The sequence below is a fragment of the Demequina sp. genome (assembly GCF_016278775.1).
Taxonomy (GTDB): Bacteria; Actinomycetota; Actinomycetes; order Actinomycetales; family Demequinaceae; genus Demequina.
This window is the reverse complement of record NZ_JADQBF010000030.1, coordinates 1-17,717: the sequence shown is the minus strand read 5'-3', so window position 1 is coordinate 17,717 and position 17,717 is coordinate 1. Positions and strand designations below refer to the sequence as shown.

Genomic DNA, 17,717 nt, shown 5'->3' with positions numbered 1-17,717 from the left:
CAACAAGTTTACTGTTTGTTGACGAGCCTACGGGCCGCAGATGAGATGCGCTCGTCGGTCGCGGTGAGTGCGACCCGCACGTGCCGGGTGCCCGCCCGCCCGTAGAAAGCCCCAGGTGCGGCCACGATGCCTCGGTCGGCCAGCCACGAGATGGTGTCCCAACAGTCTTCATCCCTCGACGACCACAGGTACAACCCAGCGGCGGACCCGTCGATCGAGAACCCTGCCTCACGCAGCGCCGCCGACAACGTCTCCCGGCGAGCTCGGTACACCTCACGCTGAGCCACCACGTGAGCGTCGTCAGCCAACGCCGCCACCATGGCCGCCTGGACGGGCGTTGGCATCATCATGCCCGCGTGCTTGCGCGTCTCCAGCAAGGCCGCAATGAGCGCGGGGTCACCCGCAGCGAAAGCCGCGCGATAACCGGCCAGATTTGACTGCTTGGAAAGTGAGTACAGCGCCAACAGTCCCGTGTGATCCGCGCCAGTTACCGCGGGGTCCAACACGGAGGGCACGCCACCGCTCACCCACGGCTCGTCCCACGGCAACTCGGCGTAGCACTCATCGGAAGCGACAACGGCGCCAATCGCCCGTGCCGCCTCTACGGTGTTGCGCAGGTTCGCGACGCTGAGCACGGCGCCCGTGGGGTTGGACGGAGAGTTGACCCATACGAGCTTGACGGCGCGATTGCCTTCCCACTCGGCAACATCGTCCGCCGGAAAGGGAGTGGCCCCCGCGAGCCGTGCGCCCACGTCGTACGTGGGGTAGGCGGCCGTGGGATGCACGACAACATCGTCCTCACCGAGACCGAGCAGCGATGGCAGGAACGCCACCAGTTCCTTCGAACCGATCGTGGGCAGCACGCCCGCTGGATCGACGCCCGGCACTCCCCGGCGGCTTGCGAACCATTGCGCGACCGCCTCCCGCAACGCCAGCGTGCCGTGCGCCGTCGGGTAACCGGGAGCATCGGCCGCTCTCGCGAGCGTGTCTCTCACCACCAGCGGCGTCGGATCGACCGGCGTGCCCACGGAGAGGTTGACGATGCCGTCAGGGTGCGCCGACGCTCGCTCGATGAAAGGCGTGAGCGAGTCCCACGGAAAGTCGGGGAGCGCCGATGCGTTCAAACCCATGAGCGGGGCTCACACGTTCTGGGGAGGGAGTGCCTTGATGAGGTCGTGGTCGTGGGCGATCTGGCCCATCTTCGCGGCACCGCCTGGCGAACCGATCTCTGAGAAGAACTCGACGTTGGCTCCGTAGTAGTCGGACCACTTGTCAGGAACGTCGTCCTCGTAGTAGATCGCCTCGACGGGGCATACCGGCTCGCACGCTCCGCAGTCGACGCACTCGTCGGGGTGGATGTAGAGCATCCGCTCGCCCTCGTAAATGCAGTCGACAGGACACTCGTCGATGCAGGCCTTGTCCTTGAGGTCTACACACGGCAAGGCGATGACGTACGTCACGAGGGGTTCCTTCCTGAAGCTTGCGGGGTGAGGCCCATCATATCGCCGGGCCGAAGCGGGTTGACGACGGTCAGCCGCAGATGACCGCGTGGTCCGGGACGTATCTCCATGTGAACGGATCTGCCGGCTTGGCCACCGTGCCATCAAGGTAGTACACCGTGCGCGTGTTCGTGATCGTGAAGCCATTTTGGCCACGTGGCGACTCCACGCACCGCGGGTCATTGACCGTGCGCGAACCCGCGGGTACCACGTTGAACTTGCCGCTGCTCGATGTCTCAACCCGGTAGTGGGGGGTGGACCATATCTCCACGTAAATGCGGTTGTCCTTGACGTAGGAGTTGAGAATGGCGGCGTATGGGGTGTCGTTGCGGAAGCGCACGTTGATCGAGCCGGCGAAGATCGTGGACTCGCGCCCTGCGGGGTAGCGGTCAAACCAACGGGAGTGCGGGCGGAACTGGAGTATCTCGTAACCCGCGAAGTACGCCGCGTTGTAGGACGTGGTCGCCATTTGCGACAGACCCCCGCCCACGCCCTCGGTATGGATTCCCTCGACCAGGATGCCCGACGTGTAGTAGCCGTTTTCGGCGGTAATCGGGCTGAGTGTGTCCCACAGGTTGAACTCCTCCCCTGGCAAGAGCACGGTGCCGGTCACCATCTCTGCGCCTCGGGCCAGGTTGCGGGTGCGGATCCTGTCCCGCGTCAGCGGAGTGTCAAACGAGGCCACCACCTGCTTGAAGTCCTCCACCGGCAACTCTTCGCCCTCCGGCGCGGCCGAGGTGATCTCATAGGGAATCGCCGACGTGTGGGTCGCCAAACCAGCGGCATGGACTACTCGCTCGCCCAACTTTGCTGTGTCGATCGCCCGCCCAGGCTGACTCCGCTCGACCACCACTTGATGCGCCGCGTCGAACCGCGCGCTCGCGCCGCGCGCCTTGTTGTTGAGCGCCGGCGTCTCGGCCAGCAGATCCGCGGCGAGAGCCTCCCCATCAACCACAAGGCTCAGTTCGCCGCCGTCCGTCTCGACCTGAGCGAACTGCGCCCACCGCTCCGGTTCAAGTTCGATGTAGCCGTTCGGCCCCACCAGTGTCACCGGCTCAGAGAGCATCTGTTCGTTGACCTCTTCCTGGAACGCCAGGGCTACGGCTTCAGGAATCTCGGGGTACACCACCTGCGCAGCAGGCTCGATGATCGCAGTCGCCGGCCACGCATCGACAACGAGGCCCACCGTGGACTCTCTGTCGATTTCTATCGAAGGCGTGCCACCAGTGACGATGACCTGAGCGCCTTCGAGCGTGACCTGCGCGGATTGCTCGCGTCTGTCGAGGAAGTCGGCGGCCTCCGCGACCGCGCTGGCGAGTTCGTCTTGCTCCACGCGCACCACGGGGTCGACCTCGCCCCCTCCGTTGACGTGCGCCAGCAGGCGTCTGGGGTCCAGCGTGAAGCCCATGACCCTGTCGTGAGTCGCCGCCGCGTCCATGCGCAGGCCCGCATCGGCGGGGAGGAACTCCGTGGCAATCCCCGCGACGTCCAGGCGCACGGAAGACCCGTTGACCTCGTTCGCTTTGGCGGCGAGCGCCTCCCTGGCTTCGTCGTGTGAGAGCCCACCCAATTCGACGTCCAACACCGTGACCCCTGACGGCACCGACTGGGTAGCCCACGCCTGCGCGCCCACGTATGCCGCAAGGAGCACCGCCACCATGACGCCAAGCAGCGCGAGGGCACGGTGCCGCTTGGGAGCGGTGGATGGCTCGGGCTCAGGCTCCGGCTCAGGCTCCGGCTCAGGCTCCGGCTCAGGCTCAGGCTCAGGCTCAGGCTCGGGTTCAGGCTCCGGCTCCGGCTCCGGCTCCGGTTCAGGCTCCGGCTCCGGTTCAGGCTCCGGCTCCGGTTCAGGCTCCGGCTCCGGCTCCGGCTCCGGCTCCGGCTCCGGCTCCGGCTCCGGCTCCGGCTCCGGCTCAGGCTCAGGCTCAGGCTCAGGCTCAGGCTCAGGCTCAGGCTCCGGCTCCGGCGCAGGCTCAGGCTCAGGCTTGGGCTTCGCGAGCAGCTCGGCCGGAACGGGAACCGTCACAAGGGGACCGCTGCGTGGCCCTGGAGCTGGCCCCGGATCGTCGAGCGGTCGAATGATGTCGTCGAGCCGCAACTCTTCGAGAGCGGAACGCTCTGGCGCGGCGGCCACGAAGGGCATCGGCGGCATCGGCATGCTGCGGCGGGTCGGCACCACGCGGGTACCCGTGCGGGGCTGCGTCACGTAGCGCGCGACAACGCTCCTGTGACCGTGTCGGCGACGGCGCCTGTTGAGGGACGCGACATCCCGAGCGAGGATGAGCCGCTTACGTCGCGACATCTCGGCCCACGTAGACGCTTCTTGGCACGGCAGCAACGATGGCTATCGCGACGGTTCCTCCGCGGAGCCACAACGCGCCACGCACGTCGTCAGCCACCAGCGTCGAGTCCCCAGGTCCTGTCGAGGAGTACACCCACGCCATCACACCCCACGCAATGGCGTAGGCGAGAAAGCCACTCCACGCCTGCCACGCCTTGGCGAAAACTCCCACCAGGGCGACCATGAGGATGCCGATGATCACACCGCCGTAGCCCATCGAGCGGTGCGAGCCCACGCCGACAGTGGCCGCGACTACCCCCAAGAGGGCGAGCGCGGCCACGGATACGACCCTCACCAGCATGCTCATTAGGATAGGCGACGACGAGGCCGACGCTTTTCGTCCGCGCCGCGCGCGAGAGCGGCTACGCGTTTTGTCGCTTGGCCCGCGAGGCGGCGCGGCCGCGCTCCGTCTGATCCAAGATCACCTTGCGAATGCGCACCTTCTCAGGCGTGACTTCCACGCATTCGTCGTCGCCAGCGAACTCAAGCGACTCCTCGAGGGTCAGGCGGCGGGGAGGGCTCAGACTCTCCAACTTCTCGCTGGTCGACGAGCGGATGTTGTCGAGCTTCTTCTCTTTGGTGATGTTGACGTCCATATCCTCCGACCGGGCATTCTCCCCCACCACCATGCCCTCGTAGACGTCCTCCGTAGGACCAACGAAGAAGGTGCCGCGCGAGTCGAGATAGGTGAGGGCGTTCGTCGTCACCACGCCCATGCGGTCAGCCACCAGCGACCCGGAAGAGCGGTACTCGATGGCGCCGGTCCACGGCTCGTAGCCATGGGAGATCGATGAGGCGATGCCGGTGCCGCGAGTATCCGTGAGGAACGTGGAACGGAAGCCGATGAGCCCTCGTGCCGGGACGATGAACTCCATGCGCACCCAGCCTGTTCCGTGGTTTGCCATCGACTCCATGCGCCCCCTGCGGGAGGCCAGCAGTTGGGTAATCGCGCCGAGGTGTTCCTCTGGGACGTCGATCGTCATGTGCTCCATGGGCTCGTGGATCTTGCCGTCGACCACTCGGGTGACCACCTGAGGCTTGCCCACCGTGAGCTCGAAGCCCTCGCGTCGCATTTGCTCCACCAGAATGGCGAGCGCAAGCTCGCCGCGGCCCTGAACCTCCCAGGAGTCGGGGCGTTCGGTGGGCAAGACGCGAATCGAGACGTTGCCAATCAGCTCCTTGTCGAGCCGATCCTTCACCTGGCGGGCGGTGACCTTGTGACCCTTCCCACGACCGGCCAAGGGCGAGGTGTTGATGCCGATTGTCATGGAGATGGCGGGGTCGTCCACGGTGATGAGGGGAAGCGGCCGCGGGTCATCCACGTCGGTGAGGGTCTCGCCGATGGTGATGTCTTCGATGCCTGCGACGGCGACGATGGAGCCAGGCCCTGCGGATTCGGCAGGGACGCGCTCGAGGCCCTTGGTTTCCAGTAGTTCGGTGATCTTCACCGTCTTCATGGTGCCGTCTGCACGCGCCCACGCGACCATCTGGCCCTTGCGAATCTCGCCATTGAACACGCGCAGCAAGGCGAGCCGACCGAGGAACGGCGACGCGTCAAGGTTGGTGACGTGCGCCTGCAGGGGCGCGCCTTCCTCGTACGTGGGCGCGGGCACCCGTTCCATGATGGTCTCGAAGAGCGGCAAGAGGTTGTCGCCGTCGGGCATAGTGCCGTCGGCGGGCTGCGTCAGGGACGCGATGCCTGCCTTGGCAGACGCGTACACCACGGGGACCTCGAGGAGCGCGTCGATGTCCAGATCGGGCACGTCGTCGTGAAGGTCGGACGCGAGCGACAGCAGCAGGTCATGAGTCTCATTGACCACCTCGACGATGCGGGAGTCGGGCCGGTCGACCTTGTTGACGACGATGATGACTGGCAAGTGCGCCGCGAGCGCCTTGCGCAGCACAAAGCGGGTCTGCGGCAGGGGACCCTCTGACGCATCAACCAACAGCACGACGCCGTCGACCATGGACAGTCCGCGCTCCACCTCGCCGCCGAAGTCGGCGTGGCCAGGAGTGTCGATGACGTTGATGGTGACGCCCTCTGGGCCGGCGGATACACCGGTGTAGCGAATGGCCGTGTTCTTGGCCAGGATCGTGATGCCCTTTTCGCGTTCAAGGTCGCCGGAGTCCATCGCGCGATCTTCGACGTGCGCGTGCTCGCCGTATGCGCCACCCTGACGCAGCATCGCATCGACAAGAGTGGTCTTGCCATGGTCGACGTGGGCGACGATGGCGACGTTGCGCAGGTCGGAGCGCACGGACATAGGGACTTCTTTCATCGATGAGGGGTGGGGCTCAGAAGGGAGCCTCCCCATTCTACCCGTCTTCCCACTCGTAGGCCGCGACCGAGCCCAGCCGACGCTGGCAATGGGACGGCGTTACCGCTGGCTTCGGCCGCGGCGCCCGGGCGCTACCGGGCCCCGCACCGGTACGCGTGCGTGACATAAGGCAAGTCGACGGTGCCCTCATTCTGGAGCGCAACAACCCGCGAAAGAACGCCATCGACCTGATCGTCGACAGCCGCCCGGCCCTCGGCGTCGGCCGCGATGTAGTAACTGCGCGAGTGCACCATCGCGACCAAGGCGTCGCGCGTGCGAGGCGCCGTCCACGCAAACTGGCGCGCCTCGAGCGATCCGAGGGGAGCCGCGACGCTGGGGCCGCCGTCGGCGATGTGCCTCTCCGCCTCGGAGGCGTGAATGGCCTCCGTGAGCTCCGCCACCCACGGAACCGACTCATCTCTGATGTTCCACACGAGTCCGAGCGTGCCGCCGGGGCGCAGCACGCGCGCCACCTCACGCGACGCGGCTGGCACGTCCACCCAGTGCCACGCCTGGCCTACCACCACTGCATCCACGCTGGCGTCGGGGAGCGGGATCTCCTCTGCCGTGCCCACGCGCGCGTCGATGTCGGGGAGCGCCTCGTTCAAAGCGGCGAGCATGCTCGCGTCTGGATCAACGGCCACCACGTGGTGGCCCTGAGCGGCGACCTGAACAGTGAGTTTGCCAGTGCCTGCGCCCAGGTCCAGCACGGTGAGTGGCTGGTTGCCGAGCATCCACGTGACGGCGGCGGCGGGATAACCAGGGCGGCCCTCGCCGTATGCCTGCGCGGCCTCACCAAACCTCGTGCCGTCGTGCGTCATTCAGGCACCTGATCTCACCGCGTCATAGAGATCCTGCACGTCGGCCACTTGCACCACGTCGGCCTCCTCAACCAGGGGTAGCGTGACGGGCCCCGGCTCGCTGAGGTCGATCACGATGGGCCGATCGAGCGTCGAGCTGTTGCCCTCGAAACGCAGCAGCCTCGTGCCGCCCGTTTCAACCCAGAGACGCACCTGGGGGCTGAACTCGAAGACGTCGACAGCGACGCCGTTGACGGCGTCCTCGCGCAACCACTGGACTCCCGCCTGCTCGAGCAAAAGGGGGTTCTCCCTTTGCTGAACCGACAACCCCAACAGCACGCCAAGCAAAGAGTCGAGTTGGTACGCAGTGGAGTCGAATGGCCGTGCCACCCACGTGAACGGCTGCTGCCCCGCCGTCGCGGCCAGATCCACGAGTTGCGGCATGTTCTCCAGCACGACGGCCTCCGAGAAGATCACGCCGTGCACCGGTGCGTCGGAACCTGTGGCGGACACCACCGCATAGCCCTGTGCTTCGACAAAGTCCACCTCACCCTCGATCACCATGGCGGTGCCAGGCGTGGGGGCGGCGTTGAGCACAAAGTGCGCACCCTCGTTGTCGAAATTGGTGAAGAACACCTCCGACAAACGGTCGGCCTCTTCGCTTGTCACGCCTCGCGGTCCCGAGGGTGAGGAACACGCCGCGAGCGCGAGCACCGTCAGCGTCGCCATGGCAAGCGCCTTGGTGCCGGCGAGACGAAGGGTCCGGGTCACGGCGTCGGCACGCCGATGGCGTCCAGATCGGGGTACTGAGGTTGTGCTGGCAGCGGCCCTGGGCGCGCCGCGAGGTCACCTGGCATTCCTGGTTGTGCCGGGGGTGCGGCCATGTCCCTGTAGTCGCTGCCGGCAGGAGCCCTGGGGTACTTCAGATCGACCGCTGTCACCTCGTGTTCATTGCCATCGCACGGCAGCGCCTGCTCAATGTCTTCGGGGATGGCGGTGGTGAACGTGTTTTCCGCGAAGCAATTGCCGTGGGAGGTGACCACTTGCGATGAGGGCCCGTAGACCAAGTCGTAGCGGTTGTCGGTCAGCACGTTGCCGACGATGGTGTTGCCTTCCGCCTCGAAGGGGTTGAGCGTGACCACGCCGATGCCGTAGACGTCGTGTCCCGCCACGTAGTTGCGTGCGATGTAGTTGCTGACTCCCCCGCCGACCGCGATGCCAGCACCGTAGAAACCGCGAGCCACCGGCGGGGTATTGGGGTTGTCGTTGTCGAGCACCAGGTTGCCCACCACGTACGTCTCTCGCTGCGGGGACAGGAGTTCCTGGAGCTGGGAGTTGGGGGTGATGCCGATGCGGTTGCCTCTGAACGTCGAGCGCACCACGTACACATCCCCGGAGGCGTTGGTGCCGTAGTAGCCGATCGCGTTGTTCTCCATTGTGACGCCATCGACCACCGTGTTGCACGGGTCGCACTGACCCACATATAGGCCCGAGTCAGGGTGGCCGGAGGCGTAGGAGTCGACCACCACGCCGTTGCGCGACTGGAAGGCGTAGATGCCGTACAGCCCGTTGTTGTACGTGGTCACATGTGCCACACGGAAGCGCTCCAGATGGGGCACCGTGCCGTCGTCGCTGACTTGGGGGGCGTCGCGATACTCCTCTTCGAAATGGCCCACCGCTCCCGAGCCTGTGAAGATCACGCCGTTCAGACGGTAGGAGTGCACCGTGAGGTTCTCGATCGACACGCCGTCTGACGTCACCTTGAAGCCATTGCGCAACGTGTCTGAGCCATCGAGAACCACGCCGTTGCGGTCCATCCCTCGAATAGTGATGTCGTCGACGTCAATCTCGACTTCCTCGTTGTAGGTGCCGGGCTCAACAAGGATCAGATCCCCTGGGACGGCCTTGTCGACCGCCTGCTGGATGCTCGAGGCGTCGCCTGGAACGGTGAGGGTTCCCGGCTCCCGCGCGCTGCATCCCGCCAGCGGCACGACGGCGAGCGCCGCCAGCATCATCGCAGCGACTCGTTTCATGGCCACCAGTCTAGGGAGGCCCCGCTCCACTGCTGTGCGACGATGACGGGATGGACGTCTATCGTGCACGCGGCTCGCTGGTCTGGGGTTGGCTCTGCGTCGGTCTCGGCGGCATCTTCGCCGTCTCTGACATCGTCGCTTCCGGCTTGTCGGGGGCTCGTGTGGGCGTCGGCCTCGGTGTGTGCGTCGCCCTCGTAGGGCTTGCTGTCTACCTCAGGCCCGCCGTGATCGTGACCCAAGAAGGCGTTGTCTTCAGGAACATCCTTCACACCGCGTCGGCGCCGTTCGCGCGGATTCGGGAGGTCAGCATGCGTTGGTCGCTCGAGATTCTGGGCGACGACGGCAAGAAGGCCGGGGCCTTCGCCGCGCCTGCGTCCCGCGGAGCGCGCACCGGTGTCTTTGGAAACGACGCTGCGGAGCGCGCGCGCCTCGATGAACGCGAGCGCCTACCGGACTCCACCGGCAGTCGGCTTTATGAGGCGTGGATGGCGTGGACGGACGCTCACGACGCCGAGCCGGACCCCGCGGGTCCATCGATCAACCGCAGGCCGGATCCGGGAGGGCTTGCGCTGGTGCTGGGAGCGGTTGCCGCGTTGGTCTTCGCGCTTGTCGGTTGACGACGACGCGCGCCTACTGGCCGTCGACAGGCACCTTGGCGCGTCGTTCCTTGCTCAAGACGCGGCGCTTGGGCGCTGGCGCTGGCGGGGCGATGATCGCGGGGACCGCGCCGTCGATGATCGGGGCGGTCTCGCCCAACTTGACCACCACGACGCCTGCGAGCACCAATCCCGCACCCAGCCACTGAATGGGGAGCGGCGACTGAGCCAGCAGCAGCCACGCGAAGCCCGCGGCGGCAACCACCTCCATGAGTGCCACAAAGGAGGCGAGTCTCGCGCCAAGGATGCGGGTTCCCGCGATGCCCGTAACGTACGCGAGGGCCGCAGACACCGCGCCTAGTACCAGCACGACCGACCACCATGGGGCGTCAAACGGCACCAGGCGCACCGTGTCAGAGCTGAACACGACAGGCAGGACGCCCAACGCCGCGGCGAGCCCCAGCACGACGGTGGCGACCAGCAGCCCGCCGGTGGCAAGAGCGATCGGGGGCAGGCCAGTCGAGGTGTCGGACGACAAAACGAAGTAGACGGAGGCCCCCACCATTGCCCCCAAAGCCCAGCCGACGCCCGCGAGGCTGACGGTGCCACCGCCAACCACGTTGAGGAGCAGCACCATTCCAAAAACGGCGATGACGGCGCCCACCACCGTGAGCGGGCCCGGCTTGTGACCGCGCCGCACCCACAGGTACAACACCACCGCGATGGGCGCGGTGTACTCGATGAGCAACGCGATGCCGACGTCGAGGTGGCCGACCGCCAAGAAGTAGAAAAGCTGTGCGCCAGCGACCGCGAAGACTCCGTAGGCCACCACGGTGCGCCACGCCGTCCGCAGCGCGCCCCACCGGCCCCGCATCGCGAGAATGCCGGGGAGCAACAGCATGGTGCTCGCGATCACGACGCGGGCCAGCGTGGCCGCTCCCGCGGTCCAGCCTGCATCCATGAGGCCCCTTGCGAGGCTCCCAGAAAGCCCAAATGAGGCCGCCGACGCCAGGGCCAGGCCCAACCCCCCGGCGAGGGCAGACGGCGGCGCGTCATTGGTCAAAGCGGTCATGACACATGACACTATGGCCACGGTGGTAATGTGTCAACATGGTTTTTGCGAGTGACACGGCGGAGGCTCTTGAAGCCGCCGTTCGGCTCGCCAACTCGGAGCTCGAACCGGACACCCTCACCACTCTCGAGGAGCTTGAGGCGTTCTTCGATGAGTTCGAATACACCGGCAGTCGCCCCACCTCGCGTGACCTCCAGCCGGTCAGATCAATTCGCCACCAACTCCACGTGATGTTCACTGCCACACGGGACGGTGCGGTGCCGCTGGTGAACGCGATCCTCCAGCAGCAGGTCGCAGTCCCCCAATTGGTGCGCCACGGCGATGTCGACTGGCACATTCACGCGACCACGGACGACCGCCCCTTGGCCGAACGCATCTTGGTGGAGACCGCCATGGCGATGGTGGACGTTGTTCGCGCGGACGAGATGAGCCGCTTCGACAGGTGCGCGAGCGACGATTGCGAGGGCGTTGTGTTCGACCTGTCCCGCAACCGTTCCCGCAAGTACTGCTCCACGACGTGCACCAACCGTGCTGCGGTGGCCGCCTACCGCGCGCGGCAAGCCGACGCCGACTAGGGCCTAGTGCTCCGGCCGGTAAGCGGTGACTTCAATCTCGATGCGCATTGCCTCGTCCAACAGCCCCACGACTTCCATCGTCGCCGCCGGGCGAATGCCCTTGAACCATCGCCCAAAGACGGGAAAGCATGCCTCCGCATCCTCGCGGCGCGGCAGCAAGTAGCGCACCCGCACCACGTCCTCGAGTCCCATCCCCACACCGCCGAGCGCCTTCGAGATATTCTGCAAGGCCTGCTCCGCCTGCTCGGCAGGATCCGCAGAGATGGTCATCGTCTCGTAGTCGTAGCCCGTGGTCCCGCTGACCCACGCCCACGGGCCCATGACGACCGCCCGCGAGTAGCCAATCGACTGCTCGAACGGCGAACCGGAGCTGATCAGACGGCGTTCAGTGTCCACAAGGACCTCCTTTGCATGAGCGCCGCAGACGGCGGGGGAACACCAAGGCTACCTACGCTTCCGACGCGCGCTGTACATGTCCGTACGATGCTGGGCGTGACCTCCTGCCGACGTGTACCGGTGGCGTGATGCCCCCGCGTTCACCGCTGCCTCAGCGCCATGGGCTCGACGCCGCGTGGGTGCGCACGCCTGGCGCCAACCAACACGGCGAACTCCCCTGGGCGACCATGCGCGAGTTCCTGATGGACCGCCTCCCTGCCCGAGCGCACGTCGCGGACATGCTGGAGGCGGGCGAGTTCGTGGACCAGGCGGGGCGGCCATGGAGCGAGTCGGAGGCCTACCGGCCCCACGCCTTCGTGTGGTTTCACCGACGGCTCGCTCCTGAGACCCCTGTGCCGTTCCCCATCGAGGTGCTCGCCGCCAATGAGCGTCTCGTAGCGGTCGACAAGCCGCACTTCCTGGCCACGACGCCGCGTGGTGCTCACGTGATGGAGACGGCGCTCGTCAAGATGCGCGTCGCCTTGGACCTGCCGCAACTTGCTCCCGCGCACCGGCTGGACCGTCTCACTGCTGGCGTGCTGGTGTTCACCACCCGGCGGGAGTACCGCGGCGCCTATGCCGGTGTGTTCCAGTCCGGTGGGGCCCACAAGACGTACGACGCCGTGGCCGCCTTTGATCCAGACCTCGAGTTCCCGCAACGCATCTCGAATCGGATCGAGAAGCACCGCGGCAGCCTCCAGGCGCAGATCGTGGACGGGCAACCCAATGCCTCTACGCTCGTCGAGTTGGTCGAGGTCAGAGGCCGGTTCGCGCGCTACCGACTCACCCCCGCCACAGGCAAGACCCACCAGCTTCGCTTGCACATGGCGTCTTTGGGTCTGCCGATCGTGGGCGACTCGCTCTACCCAAGCGTCGTGGACGTCGCTCCTGACGACTTCGGCGCCCCCTTGCAACTCGTCGCCCGCTCGCTGCGCTTTGTCGACCCCATCGACCAGGCGGTGCGCGAGTTCACGAGCAAGTTCGAACTCGAGTGGCCGGGCGTTCATGGAGGGCCATCGACCGATGCAGCGCCTGGTGACCCCTGACTCCTGCGAGGTCAGTTGTAGGGGTTGTGGTACTCAAAATCGGGCACGGCCGCCGGGTTGATCACGAGTACCTCGCCCGGCTGGATTGGTTCGTAGCCTTTGTGTCCGTTAAGCATCCCGAGCGCTATGCCGTTGTAGATGCAAAACCGATCGCCAATCACACCGTCGACGTCCCCAGGTGCCACCGTGTACGTCGCGATGCGTCCCTGGTCGTCGTAGCCGACCTCGCCCTCGGCGAACTGACGAGGACCCATGTCGACGAGGTTCTCGGGAAGAGCAAGCTCAGCGATTGTCTCCCAATCAACGCTCGCAATGTGGATGTATGCCGATCCGGTGCAGTCGCCCGCGCCGCCGGCCGGAATGCTCGTCCCGTAGCCCACATCAACGTAGCCGTCTGTGCGCTCAGCGGGTGTGGGCCGCGTGGCTGCCGTCGCACGAGGCTGTTCGGCGGGCACTGTGGGGCTGGGAGATGGCTCCTCCGTGGGAACGTTCTGTTCCGTGAACATGGAGCACCCAGCAAGTGCGACTGTGAGCACAACAGCACCGATGGCCGCACTACGCAGTCCTCTTGCCACCATGCGATGCGCCCTCACTTCTCAGTCTTGTCACCGTAACGCGCCGACGCGCGGGCCAGGGTCAGGTTCCGCAGAAGGTGCGGTAGGCGCCGAACTCTTCAGGCGCCGCGGCGGCGTAACGTTCAAGGCCAGGGCGCTCGTCATACGGGTGGGTCACCGCCGTGAGCAGCCGATGCAGGGGGTCGAGGTCTCCTGCTGTCGCCGCCGTGAGCGCTTCCTCGACGAGGTGGTTGCGAGGGATGTAGACCGGGTTGACCTCATTCATCAATTCGGCGTCTGGTCGGAGCGGAGTCCAGCGCCGCATCCAGGCATCGAATGCGGCTGGGTCGGCGAACAGGGCCCGCGCTGGCTCGGGCGCGCCGGAGACGGCGGCGCTGAGGCTGCGGAAGAGCGTCGTGTAGTCGACCTCGTGCCTGTGGAGCAGTTCCAACAGGTCTTGCACTAATTCCGAAGCGGTCTGGTCCTCGACGTCATCGCGCAGCCCGATCTTTGCCTTCGCGCCCCTTGACCAGTGGGTGCTGTACTCGCGTGAGAAGTGGCCGAGTGCCTCGGTGGCGATGGCCGCTGCTTGCTCCTGATCGTCGTGGAGAAGCGGAAGCAGCGCCTCCGCGAAGCGGGCAAGATCCCACTCAGCCACCACCGGCTGATTGCCGTAGGCATAGCGCCCTGCATGATCGATGGAACTGTAGACCGCGCCAGGGTCGTAGGCCTCCATGAAGGCGCACGGCCCGTAGTCGATGGTCTCGCCTGAGATGGTCATGTTGTCGGTGTTCATCACCCCGTGGACGAAGCCGACGAGCATCCACCGGGCCACGAGCGATGCTTGAGCGTCGATCACCCCGCGAAGCAGTGCCCGATAGGGGTGCTCGGCCTGCGCCGCGTCCGGGTAGTGGCGGACGATGGCGTGGTCGGCGAGCCTTCGCAGCAGGTCGAGGTCACCGGTGGCCCGAGCATATTGAAAGGTCCCGACGCGCAGATGGCTGCTGGCCACACGTGCCAGGAGGGCTCCTGGCAGCCGAGTCTCGCGAAGCACGGTCTTCCCCGTACTCACGACCGCGAGGGACCGCGTGGTGGGGATCCCCAAGGCGTGCATCGCCTCACTGAGGACGTACTCGCGCAGCATCGGCCCCACCACGGCCTGGCCGTCGCCCGCGCGCGCGAAAGGTGTCCTACCAGAACCCTTCAGATGAATGTCGCGAAGACGGCCTTCGTTGTCGGTGACTTCGCCCAGCAGCAACGCGCGCCCGTCGCCGAGTCGTGGAGAGTAGTGGCCGAACTGGTGCCCGGCGTAAGCCTGAGCAACCGGAGCAGCGCCCTCGGGAACGAGGTTGCCGGTCATCAAGAGCAGCCCGTCAGGACTGCGCAATACGGCTGGGTCCAGGCCCAATTCGTCTGCCAAGGGCTCGTTGAGAGCCAGCAGGCTCGGGTCGACAACTTCCTGCGCCTCCCAGGGCGTTCCCATCTCCGGGAGATCCTGGGCGAAGCGGTCGCTGAATGCGACGGCGAGTTTCGAGGAAGCACTCATCCATCGAGACTACGCGCCTGACATCGCGGCGATGAGTCCCGGTCGAGCGGTCCCGTCGGTGCGGGAGATTGCCTCGCGCCGGCACAGGTCCGGCACTAGCGAGTGAGACGAGGACCACCACAGCGGGGAGGAGTTGCGCGCCGAGAAGGGCGGCAAGAACCGGGCCGATACGCTGGACGTCGGCGCAATGTGGCCCGCGTCATTCGCACTCGTAGCGCTCGGGCCCGACGAAGAGAAGGAGATCACCCCCGCTGACTCATCGGTCAGAACGGCGTGTAGCAGTCGTACGTCTCCAACCGGGCGATCCGTCCGTCGACGACTGTCGCGAACTGCGCCACGTGGGCAGTCAGTTCCTGCCCCAACACGAACGGACCAACTTCGGCGGCCACCACACCGTTCCAGCGCACGCGCAAAGCGGCGCTGTCCCCCTCGGCGATTGCAGAGAGCTCGTGATAGGTCTGCGAACTCAGCATCTCCGCACCGGCCGACGACGCAGCGATCAACTGCTCCACGTCGACGATATCGCCGTTCGGCTTCAGCGCATTCGGATGCTCGACCACCGTGGCATCCGCATGGAAGAGGCTACGAAGGCTCTCCCCGCTCCGGTTGTCTTCGAGTGCTCTGTGGAGTTCACGCACGACGGCGAGGGGGCTGTGGTTCGTCATACGAAGCATCCTACTTCCACAATCATTATTGTACAACTTGGGTTGTGCTTTGCGCTAGACTGCCCGCATGGCACCCGTAGACCCCGCAGACATCGACATTGCCACCCTCGCCTGGCTCACCGGGTCGGCTGCGAATCGGTATCTGCTCGACGCGACAAAGACCCTCGGGCACCCAGGGGTGCGCATCTCCCATGGCTACGTGCTCCAGCATCTGATCGACGGGCAACCGACGGTCACGGAACTGGCCAAAGGGATGGGAGTGACGCAACAGCGTGCGTCGACCCAGGTGCGTGAGCTCGAACAGCTCGGCTACGTCACACGACGCCCGGATGACACAGACAGCCGAGTTCGTCGCGTCTGCCTCACACCCCACGGCAACGCACTCATTGCAGACAGCCGCCACGCGCGCGAAGAGTTGAACGCGGAATTGGCACGGATCGTCGGCGAGGACCGTCTCCGCGCGACTGCCGAGACTCTCGCCCACCTGCTTGAGTCCGTCGGCGGCGCTGCGCAGGTCCGTCGCCGCGCGGCACCCGCCCCTGAAGAGTGACTCCGCCAGGCCCCGCGACCGGGAGCAACGCACGAACAGAAACCAGGAAGGTGCCCTCATGCGCACACTCGTCTACTTCGTCGGCACGACGCTCGACGGCTACATCGCAGGCTCCCACGGTGAGACCGACTTCTTCCCGGTCACCGACGAACTCGTCTCGTGGATGGTTGATCACTACCCAGAGACACTGCCCACGCACATTCGGCGTCAGCTCAACATCGACCACCGGGAGAACCGAGTCTTCGACACCGTCGTCATGGGCCGACGCACCTTCGAGCCCGCGTTCGCCGTCCCCACGACCAACCCCTACGCCCATCTGCGTCAACACGTGGTTTCACGCACTCTCCAGCTGACCGACACCCCCGCGCGCATCGAAAGCGGCGAACCGCTGGAGACAGTGCAACGACTCAAAGAGCAACCGTCCGACAAGAGCATCTGGCTCTGTGGCGGAGGCACACTGGCAGGCTCCGTCCTACCCGAGATCGACGAGATCCTGCTGAAGCGCTATCCCGTCATCGCCGGTGCCGGAATCCACCTGTTCGCAAGCGAGTTCCACCCTCGCCGGTTCACCGCGACACAGGTGATCGAGTTCACCGACGGCACAGAGGTGACGCGGCTCACCCGAGTCAGCTGACTACCTCCATCAGCAGAGCGCGGCTTCAGACGTTGAAGCGGAACTCCGTCACGTCTCCGTCGTGCATCACGTAGTCCTTGCCCTCGATGCGCACCTTGCCTGCAGCCTTCGCGGCCGCCATCGAGCCGGCCTCGACCAGGTCCTCGAAGTGCACCACCTCTGCCTTGATGAAGCCCTTCTGGAAGTCCGTGTGGATCACGCCAGCCGCCTCAGGGGCGGTCGCGCCCTTGCGGATGGTCCACGCGCGCGACTCCTTGGGCCCAGCGGTCAGGTACGTCTGCAGGCCGAGGGTGTCGAAGCCCACGTGCGCCAGCTGGTCAAGGCCCGATTCGTCCTGACCATTCGCCTCGAGCATCTCGCGCGCCTCGTCCTCGGTGAGGTCCACCAGCTCTGACTCGAACTTGGCATCAAGGAAGATAGCCGCGGCCGGCGCCACTTGCGCCGCCAGCGCGGCCTTCTTGTCCTCGTCCACCAGCCCTGCCTCGTCCGTGTTGAAGACGTAGATGAATGGCTTCGCGGTCAGCAGGTTGAGGTCGCGCACGTCGGCCGGGTCAAGGCCCGCCGCCTTGGCCCCCGCGCTAATGGCGGTGCCGGACTCGAGAATCTGCTTCGCGGTCTGTACCGCCGTGAGGAACGTGGGGTCCGCCTTCTTGACGCGGACCTCCTTCTCGAGCCTCACCATCGCCCTATCCACGGTCTGCAGGTCCGCGAGAATCAGTTCCGTGTTGATGGTCTCGATATCGCTCGCGGCGTCCACCTTGCCGTCCACGTGCATTACGTCTGGGTCCGCGAACGCGCGGGTGACCTGGCAGATCGCATCGGCCTCGCGGATGTTGGCTAGGAAGGCGTTGCCCAGCCCCTCGCCCTCCGAGGCCCCTTTGACGATCCCGGCGATGTCGACGAAAGACACGGTCGCTGGCAGAATCCGCTCCGAGCCAAAGATGCCCGCGAGAGTGTTCAGCCGCGGGTCAGGCAGCGGCACCACCCCCACGTTCGGCTCGATCGTGGCGAACGGATAGTTCGCCGCGAGAACGGTCGCGCGCGTGAGCGCAT

Annotated in this window: 19 protein-coding genes; 5 read left to right on the top strand and 14 right to left on the bottom strand. The window is 66.0% G+C overall.

The features are described 5' to 3' along the window. Nucleotides 1–8 precede the first annotated feature (8 nt). The 8 genes from dapC to QZZ33_RS04905 form a co-directional block, all read right to left on the bottom strand. Nucleotides 9–1,130, bottom strand: a complete 1,122-nt coding sequence (gene dapC, locus QZZ33_RS04940) for a succinyldiaminopimelate transaminase (RefSeq protein ID WP_291378605.1) — start codon at nucleotides 1,128–1,130, stop codon at nucleotides 9–11. 9 nt (nucleotides 1,131–1,139) lie between these two features. Next, nucleotides 1,140–1,460 (bottom strand): ferredoxin, encoded by a 321-nt coding sequence (fdxA, locus tag QZZ33_RS04935; RefSeq protein WP_226095079.1) that lies wholly within the window; start codon nucleotides 1,458–1,460, stop codon nucleotides 1,140–1,142. Nucleotides 1,461–1,530: 70 nt separating this feature from the next. Then, nucleotides 1,531–3,705, bottom strand: coding sequence for a VanW family protein (locus QZZ33_RS04930; protein WP_291378604.1), 2,175 nt, complete (start codon nucleotides 3,703–3,705; stop codon nucleotides 1,531–1,533). A gap of 82 nt (nucleotides 3,706–3,787) precedes the next feature. Next, entirely contained in the window at nucleotides 3,788–4,141 is a 354-nt protein-coding gene (locus QZZ33_RS04925) for a hypothetical protein (protein WP_291378602.1), read from the bottom strand. Between the two features lie 61 nt (nucleotides 4,142–4,202). Further along, entirely contained in the window at nucleotides 4,203–6,104 is a 1,902-nt protein-coding gene (gene typA / locus QZZ33_RS04920; protein WP_291378601.1) for a translational GTPase TypA, read from the bottom strand. 146 nt (nucleotides 6,105–6,250) lie between these two features. After that, nucleotides 6,251–6,979, bottom strand: coding sequence for a class I SAM-dependent methyltransferase (locus tag QZZ33_RS04915; protein ID WP_291378600.1), 729 nt, complete (start codon nucleotides 6,977–6,979; stop codon nucleotides 6,251–6,253). Continuing rightward, entirely contained in the window at nucleotides 6,980–7,687 is a 708-nt protein-coding gene (locus tag QZZ33_RS04910) for a hypothetical protein (RefSeq protein ID WP_291378599.1), read from the bottom strand. 38 nt (nucleotides 7,688–7,725) lie between these two features. Beyond that, entirely contained in the window at nucleotides 7,726–8,991 is a 1,266-nt protein-coding gene (locus tag QZZ33_RS04905; RefSeq protein ID WP_291378597.1) for a right-handed parallel beta-helix repeat-containing protein, read from the bottom strand. 50 nt (nucleotides 8,992–9,041) lie between these two features. Here QZZ33_RS04905 and QZZ33_RS04900 point away from each other — a divergent pair, with 50 nt between their 5' ends. Next, nucleotides 9,042–9,608, top strand: a complete 567-nt coding sequence (locus QZZ33_RS04900) for a hypothetical protein (protein WP_291378595.1) — start codon at nucleotides 9,042–9,044, stop codon at nucleotides 9,606–9,608. Between the two features lie 13 nt (nucleotides 9,609–9,621). Here QZZ33_RS04900 and QZZ33_RS04895 read toward each other — a convergent pair whose 3' ends face one another. Continuing rightward, complete coding sequence (locus QZZ33_RS04895) at nucleotides 9,622–10,659, bottom strand: DMT family transporter (RefSeq protein ID WP_291378593.1); 1,038 nt, start codon at nucleotides 10,657–10,659, stop codon at nucleotides 9,622–9,624. Between the two features lie 38 nt (nucleotides 10,660–10,697). Between QZZ33_RS04895 and QZZ33_RS04890 the strand changes: the two genes are divergently transcribed. After that, nucleotides 10,698–11,234: a CGNR zinc finger domain-containing protein gene (locus QZZ33_RS04890; protein ID WP_291378591.1), complete on the top strand. Its 537-nt coding sequence runs from the start codon at nucleotides 10,698–10,700 to the stop codon at nucleotides 11,232–11,234. Nucleotides 11,235–11,237: 3 nt separating this feature from the next. On the opposite strand, the gene QZZ33_RS04885 is transcribed toward QZZ33_RS04890, so the two are convergent. Then, nucleotides 11,238–11,630, bottom strand: a complete 393-nt coding sequence (locus tag QZZ33_RS04885; protein WP_291378589.1) for a RidA family protein — start codon at nucleotides 11,628–11,630, stop codon at nucleotides 11,238–11,240. Nucleotides 11,631–11,758: 128 nt separating this feature from the next. On the opposite strand from QZZ33_RS04885, the gene QZZ33_RS04880 reads away from it, so the two are divergent. Further along, on the top strand, nucleotides 11,759–12,715 hold the full coding sequence (locus QZZ33_RS04880) for a pseudouridine synthase (protein ID WP_291378587.1): 957 nt from the start codon (nucleotides 11,759–11,761) through the stop codon (nucleotides 12,713–12,715). A gap of 11 nt (nucleotides 12,716–12,726) precedes the next feature. On the opposite strand, the gene QZZ33_RS04875 is transcribed toward QZZ33_RS04880, so the two are convergent. From QZZ33_RS04875 to QZZ33_RS04865, 3 genes are all read right to left on the bottom strand, one after another. Beyond that, a complete protein-coding gene (locus QZZ33_RS04875; RefSeq protein ID WP_291378585.1) occupies nucleotides 12,727–13,221 on the bottom strand; it encodes a hypothetical protein in 495 nt (164 codons plus the stop codon). A 130-nt stretch (nucleotides 13,222–13,351) separates the two neighbouring features. After that, nucleotides 13,352–14,815: a protein adenylyltransferase SelO gene (locus tag QZZ33_RS04870; RefSeq protein ID WP_291378583.1), complete on the bottom strand. Its 1,464-nt coding sequence runs from the start codon at nucleotides 14,813–14,815 to the stop codon at nucleotides 13,352–13,354. 263 nt (nucleotides 14,816–15,078) lie between these two features. Continuing rightward, nucleotides 15,079–15,480 (bottom strand): nuclear transport factor 2 family protein, encoded by a 402-nt coding sequence (locus QZZ33_RS04865; protein ID WP_291378582.1) that lies wholly within the window; start codon nucleotides 15,478–15,480, stop codon nucleotides 15,079–15,081. Between the two features lie 67 nt (nucleotides 15,481–15,547). On the opposite strand from QZZ33_RS04865, the gene QZZ33_RS04860 reads away from it, so the two are divergent. Beyond that, the gene (locus QZZ33_RS04860) at nucleotides 15,548–16,030 is read left to right on the top strand and encodes a MarR family winged helix-turn-helix transcriptional regulator (protein ID WP_291378580.1); all 483 of its coding nucleotides are present in this window, start codon (nucleotides 15,548–15,550) and stop codon (nucleotides 16,028–16,030) included. 58 nt (nucleotides 16,031–16,088) lie between these two features. Further along, nucleotides 16,089–16,664: a dihydrofolate reductase family protein gene (locus QZZ33_RS04855; protein ID WP_291378579.1), complete on the top strand. Its 576-nt coding sequence runs from the start codon at nucleotides 16,089–16,091 to the stop codon at nucleotides 16,662–16,664. A gap of 25 nt (nucleotides 16,665–16,689) precedes the next feature. Here the strand turns inward: QZZ33_RS04855 and ychF are convergent. Further along, the coding region (gene ychF / locus QZZ33_RS04850; protein ID WP_291378577.1) for a redox-regulated ATPase YchF at nucleotides 16,690–17,717 on the bottom strand (1,028 nt) is incomplete at its 5' end.

Coding starts and splice junctions, on each gene's coding strand:
- QZZ33_RS04855 (WP_291378579.1), top strand. CDS start 16,089: ATGCGCACACTCGTCTACTTCGTCGGCACGACGCTCGACGGCTACATC.
- QZZ33_RS04900 (WP_291378595.1), top strand. CDS start 9,042: ATGGACGTCTATCGTGCACGCGGCTCGCTGGTCTGGGGTTGGCTCTGC.
- QZZ33_RS04910 (WP_291378599.1), bottom strand. CDS start 7,687: ATGGCGACGCTGACGGTGCTCGCGCTCGCGGCGTGTTCCTCACCCTCG.
- QZZ33_RS04905 (WP_291378597.1), bottom strand. CDS start 8,991: ATGAAACGAGTCGCTGCGATGATGCTGGCGGCGCTCGCCGTCGTGCCG.
- QZZ33_RS04860 (WP_291378580.1), top strand. CDS start 15,548: ATGGCACCCGTAGACCCCGCAGACATCGACATTGCCACCCTCGCCTGG.
- QZZ33_RS04895 (WP_291378593.1), bottom strand. CDS start 10,659: ATGACCGCTTTGACCAATGACGCGCCGCCGTCTGCCCTCGCCGGGGGG.
- dapC (WP_291378605.1), bottom strand. CDS start 1,130: ATGGGTTTGAACGCATCGGCGCTCCCCGACTTTCCGTGGGACTCGCTC.
- QZZ33_RS04870 (WP_291378583.1), bottom strand. CDS start 14,815: ATGAGTGCTTCCTCGAAACTCGCCGTCGCATTCAGCGACCGCTTCGCC.
- QZZ33_RS04875 (WP_291378585.1), bottom strand. CDS start 13,221: ATGTTCACGGAACAGAACGTTCCCACGGAGGAGCCATCTCCCAGCCCC.
- QZZ33_RS04880 (WP_291378587.1), top strand. CDS start 11,759: ATGCCCCCGCGTTCACCGCTGCCTCAGCGCCATGGGCTCGACGCCGCG.
- QZZ33_RS04865 (WP_291378582.1), bottom strand. CDS start 15,480: ATGACGAACCACAGCCCCCTCGCCGTCGTGCGTGAACTCCACAGAGCA.
- QZZ33_RS04925 (WP_291378602.1), bottom strand. CDS start 4,141: ATGCTGGTGAGGGTCGTATCCGTGGCCGCGCTCGCCCTCTTGGGGGTA.
- QZZ33_RS04890 (WP_291378591.1), top strand. CDS start 10,698: ATGGTTTTTGCGAGTGACACGGCGGAGGCTCTTGAAGCCGCCGTTCGG.
- typA (WP_291378601.1), bottom strand. CDS start 6,104: ATGTCCGTGCGCTCCGACCTGCGCAACGTCGCCATCGTCGCCCACGTC.
- QZZ33_RS04915 (WP_291378600.1), bottom strand. CDS start 6,979: ATGACGCACGACGGCACGAGGTTTGGTGAGGCCGCGCAGGCATACGGC.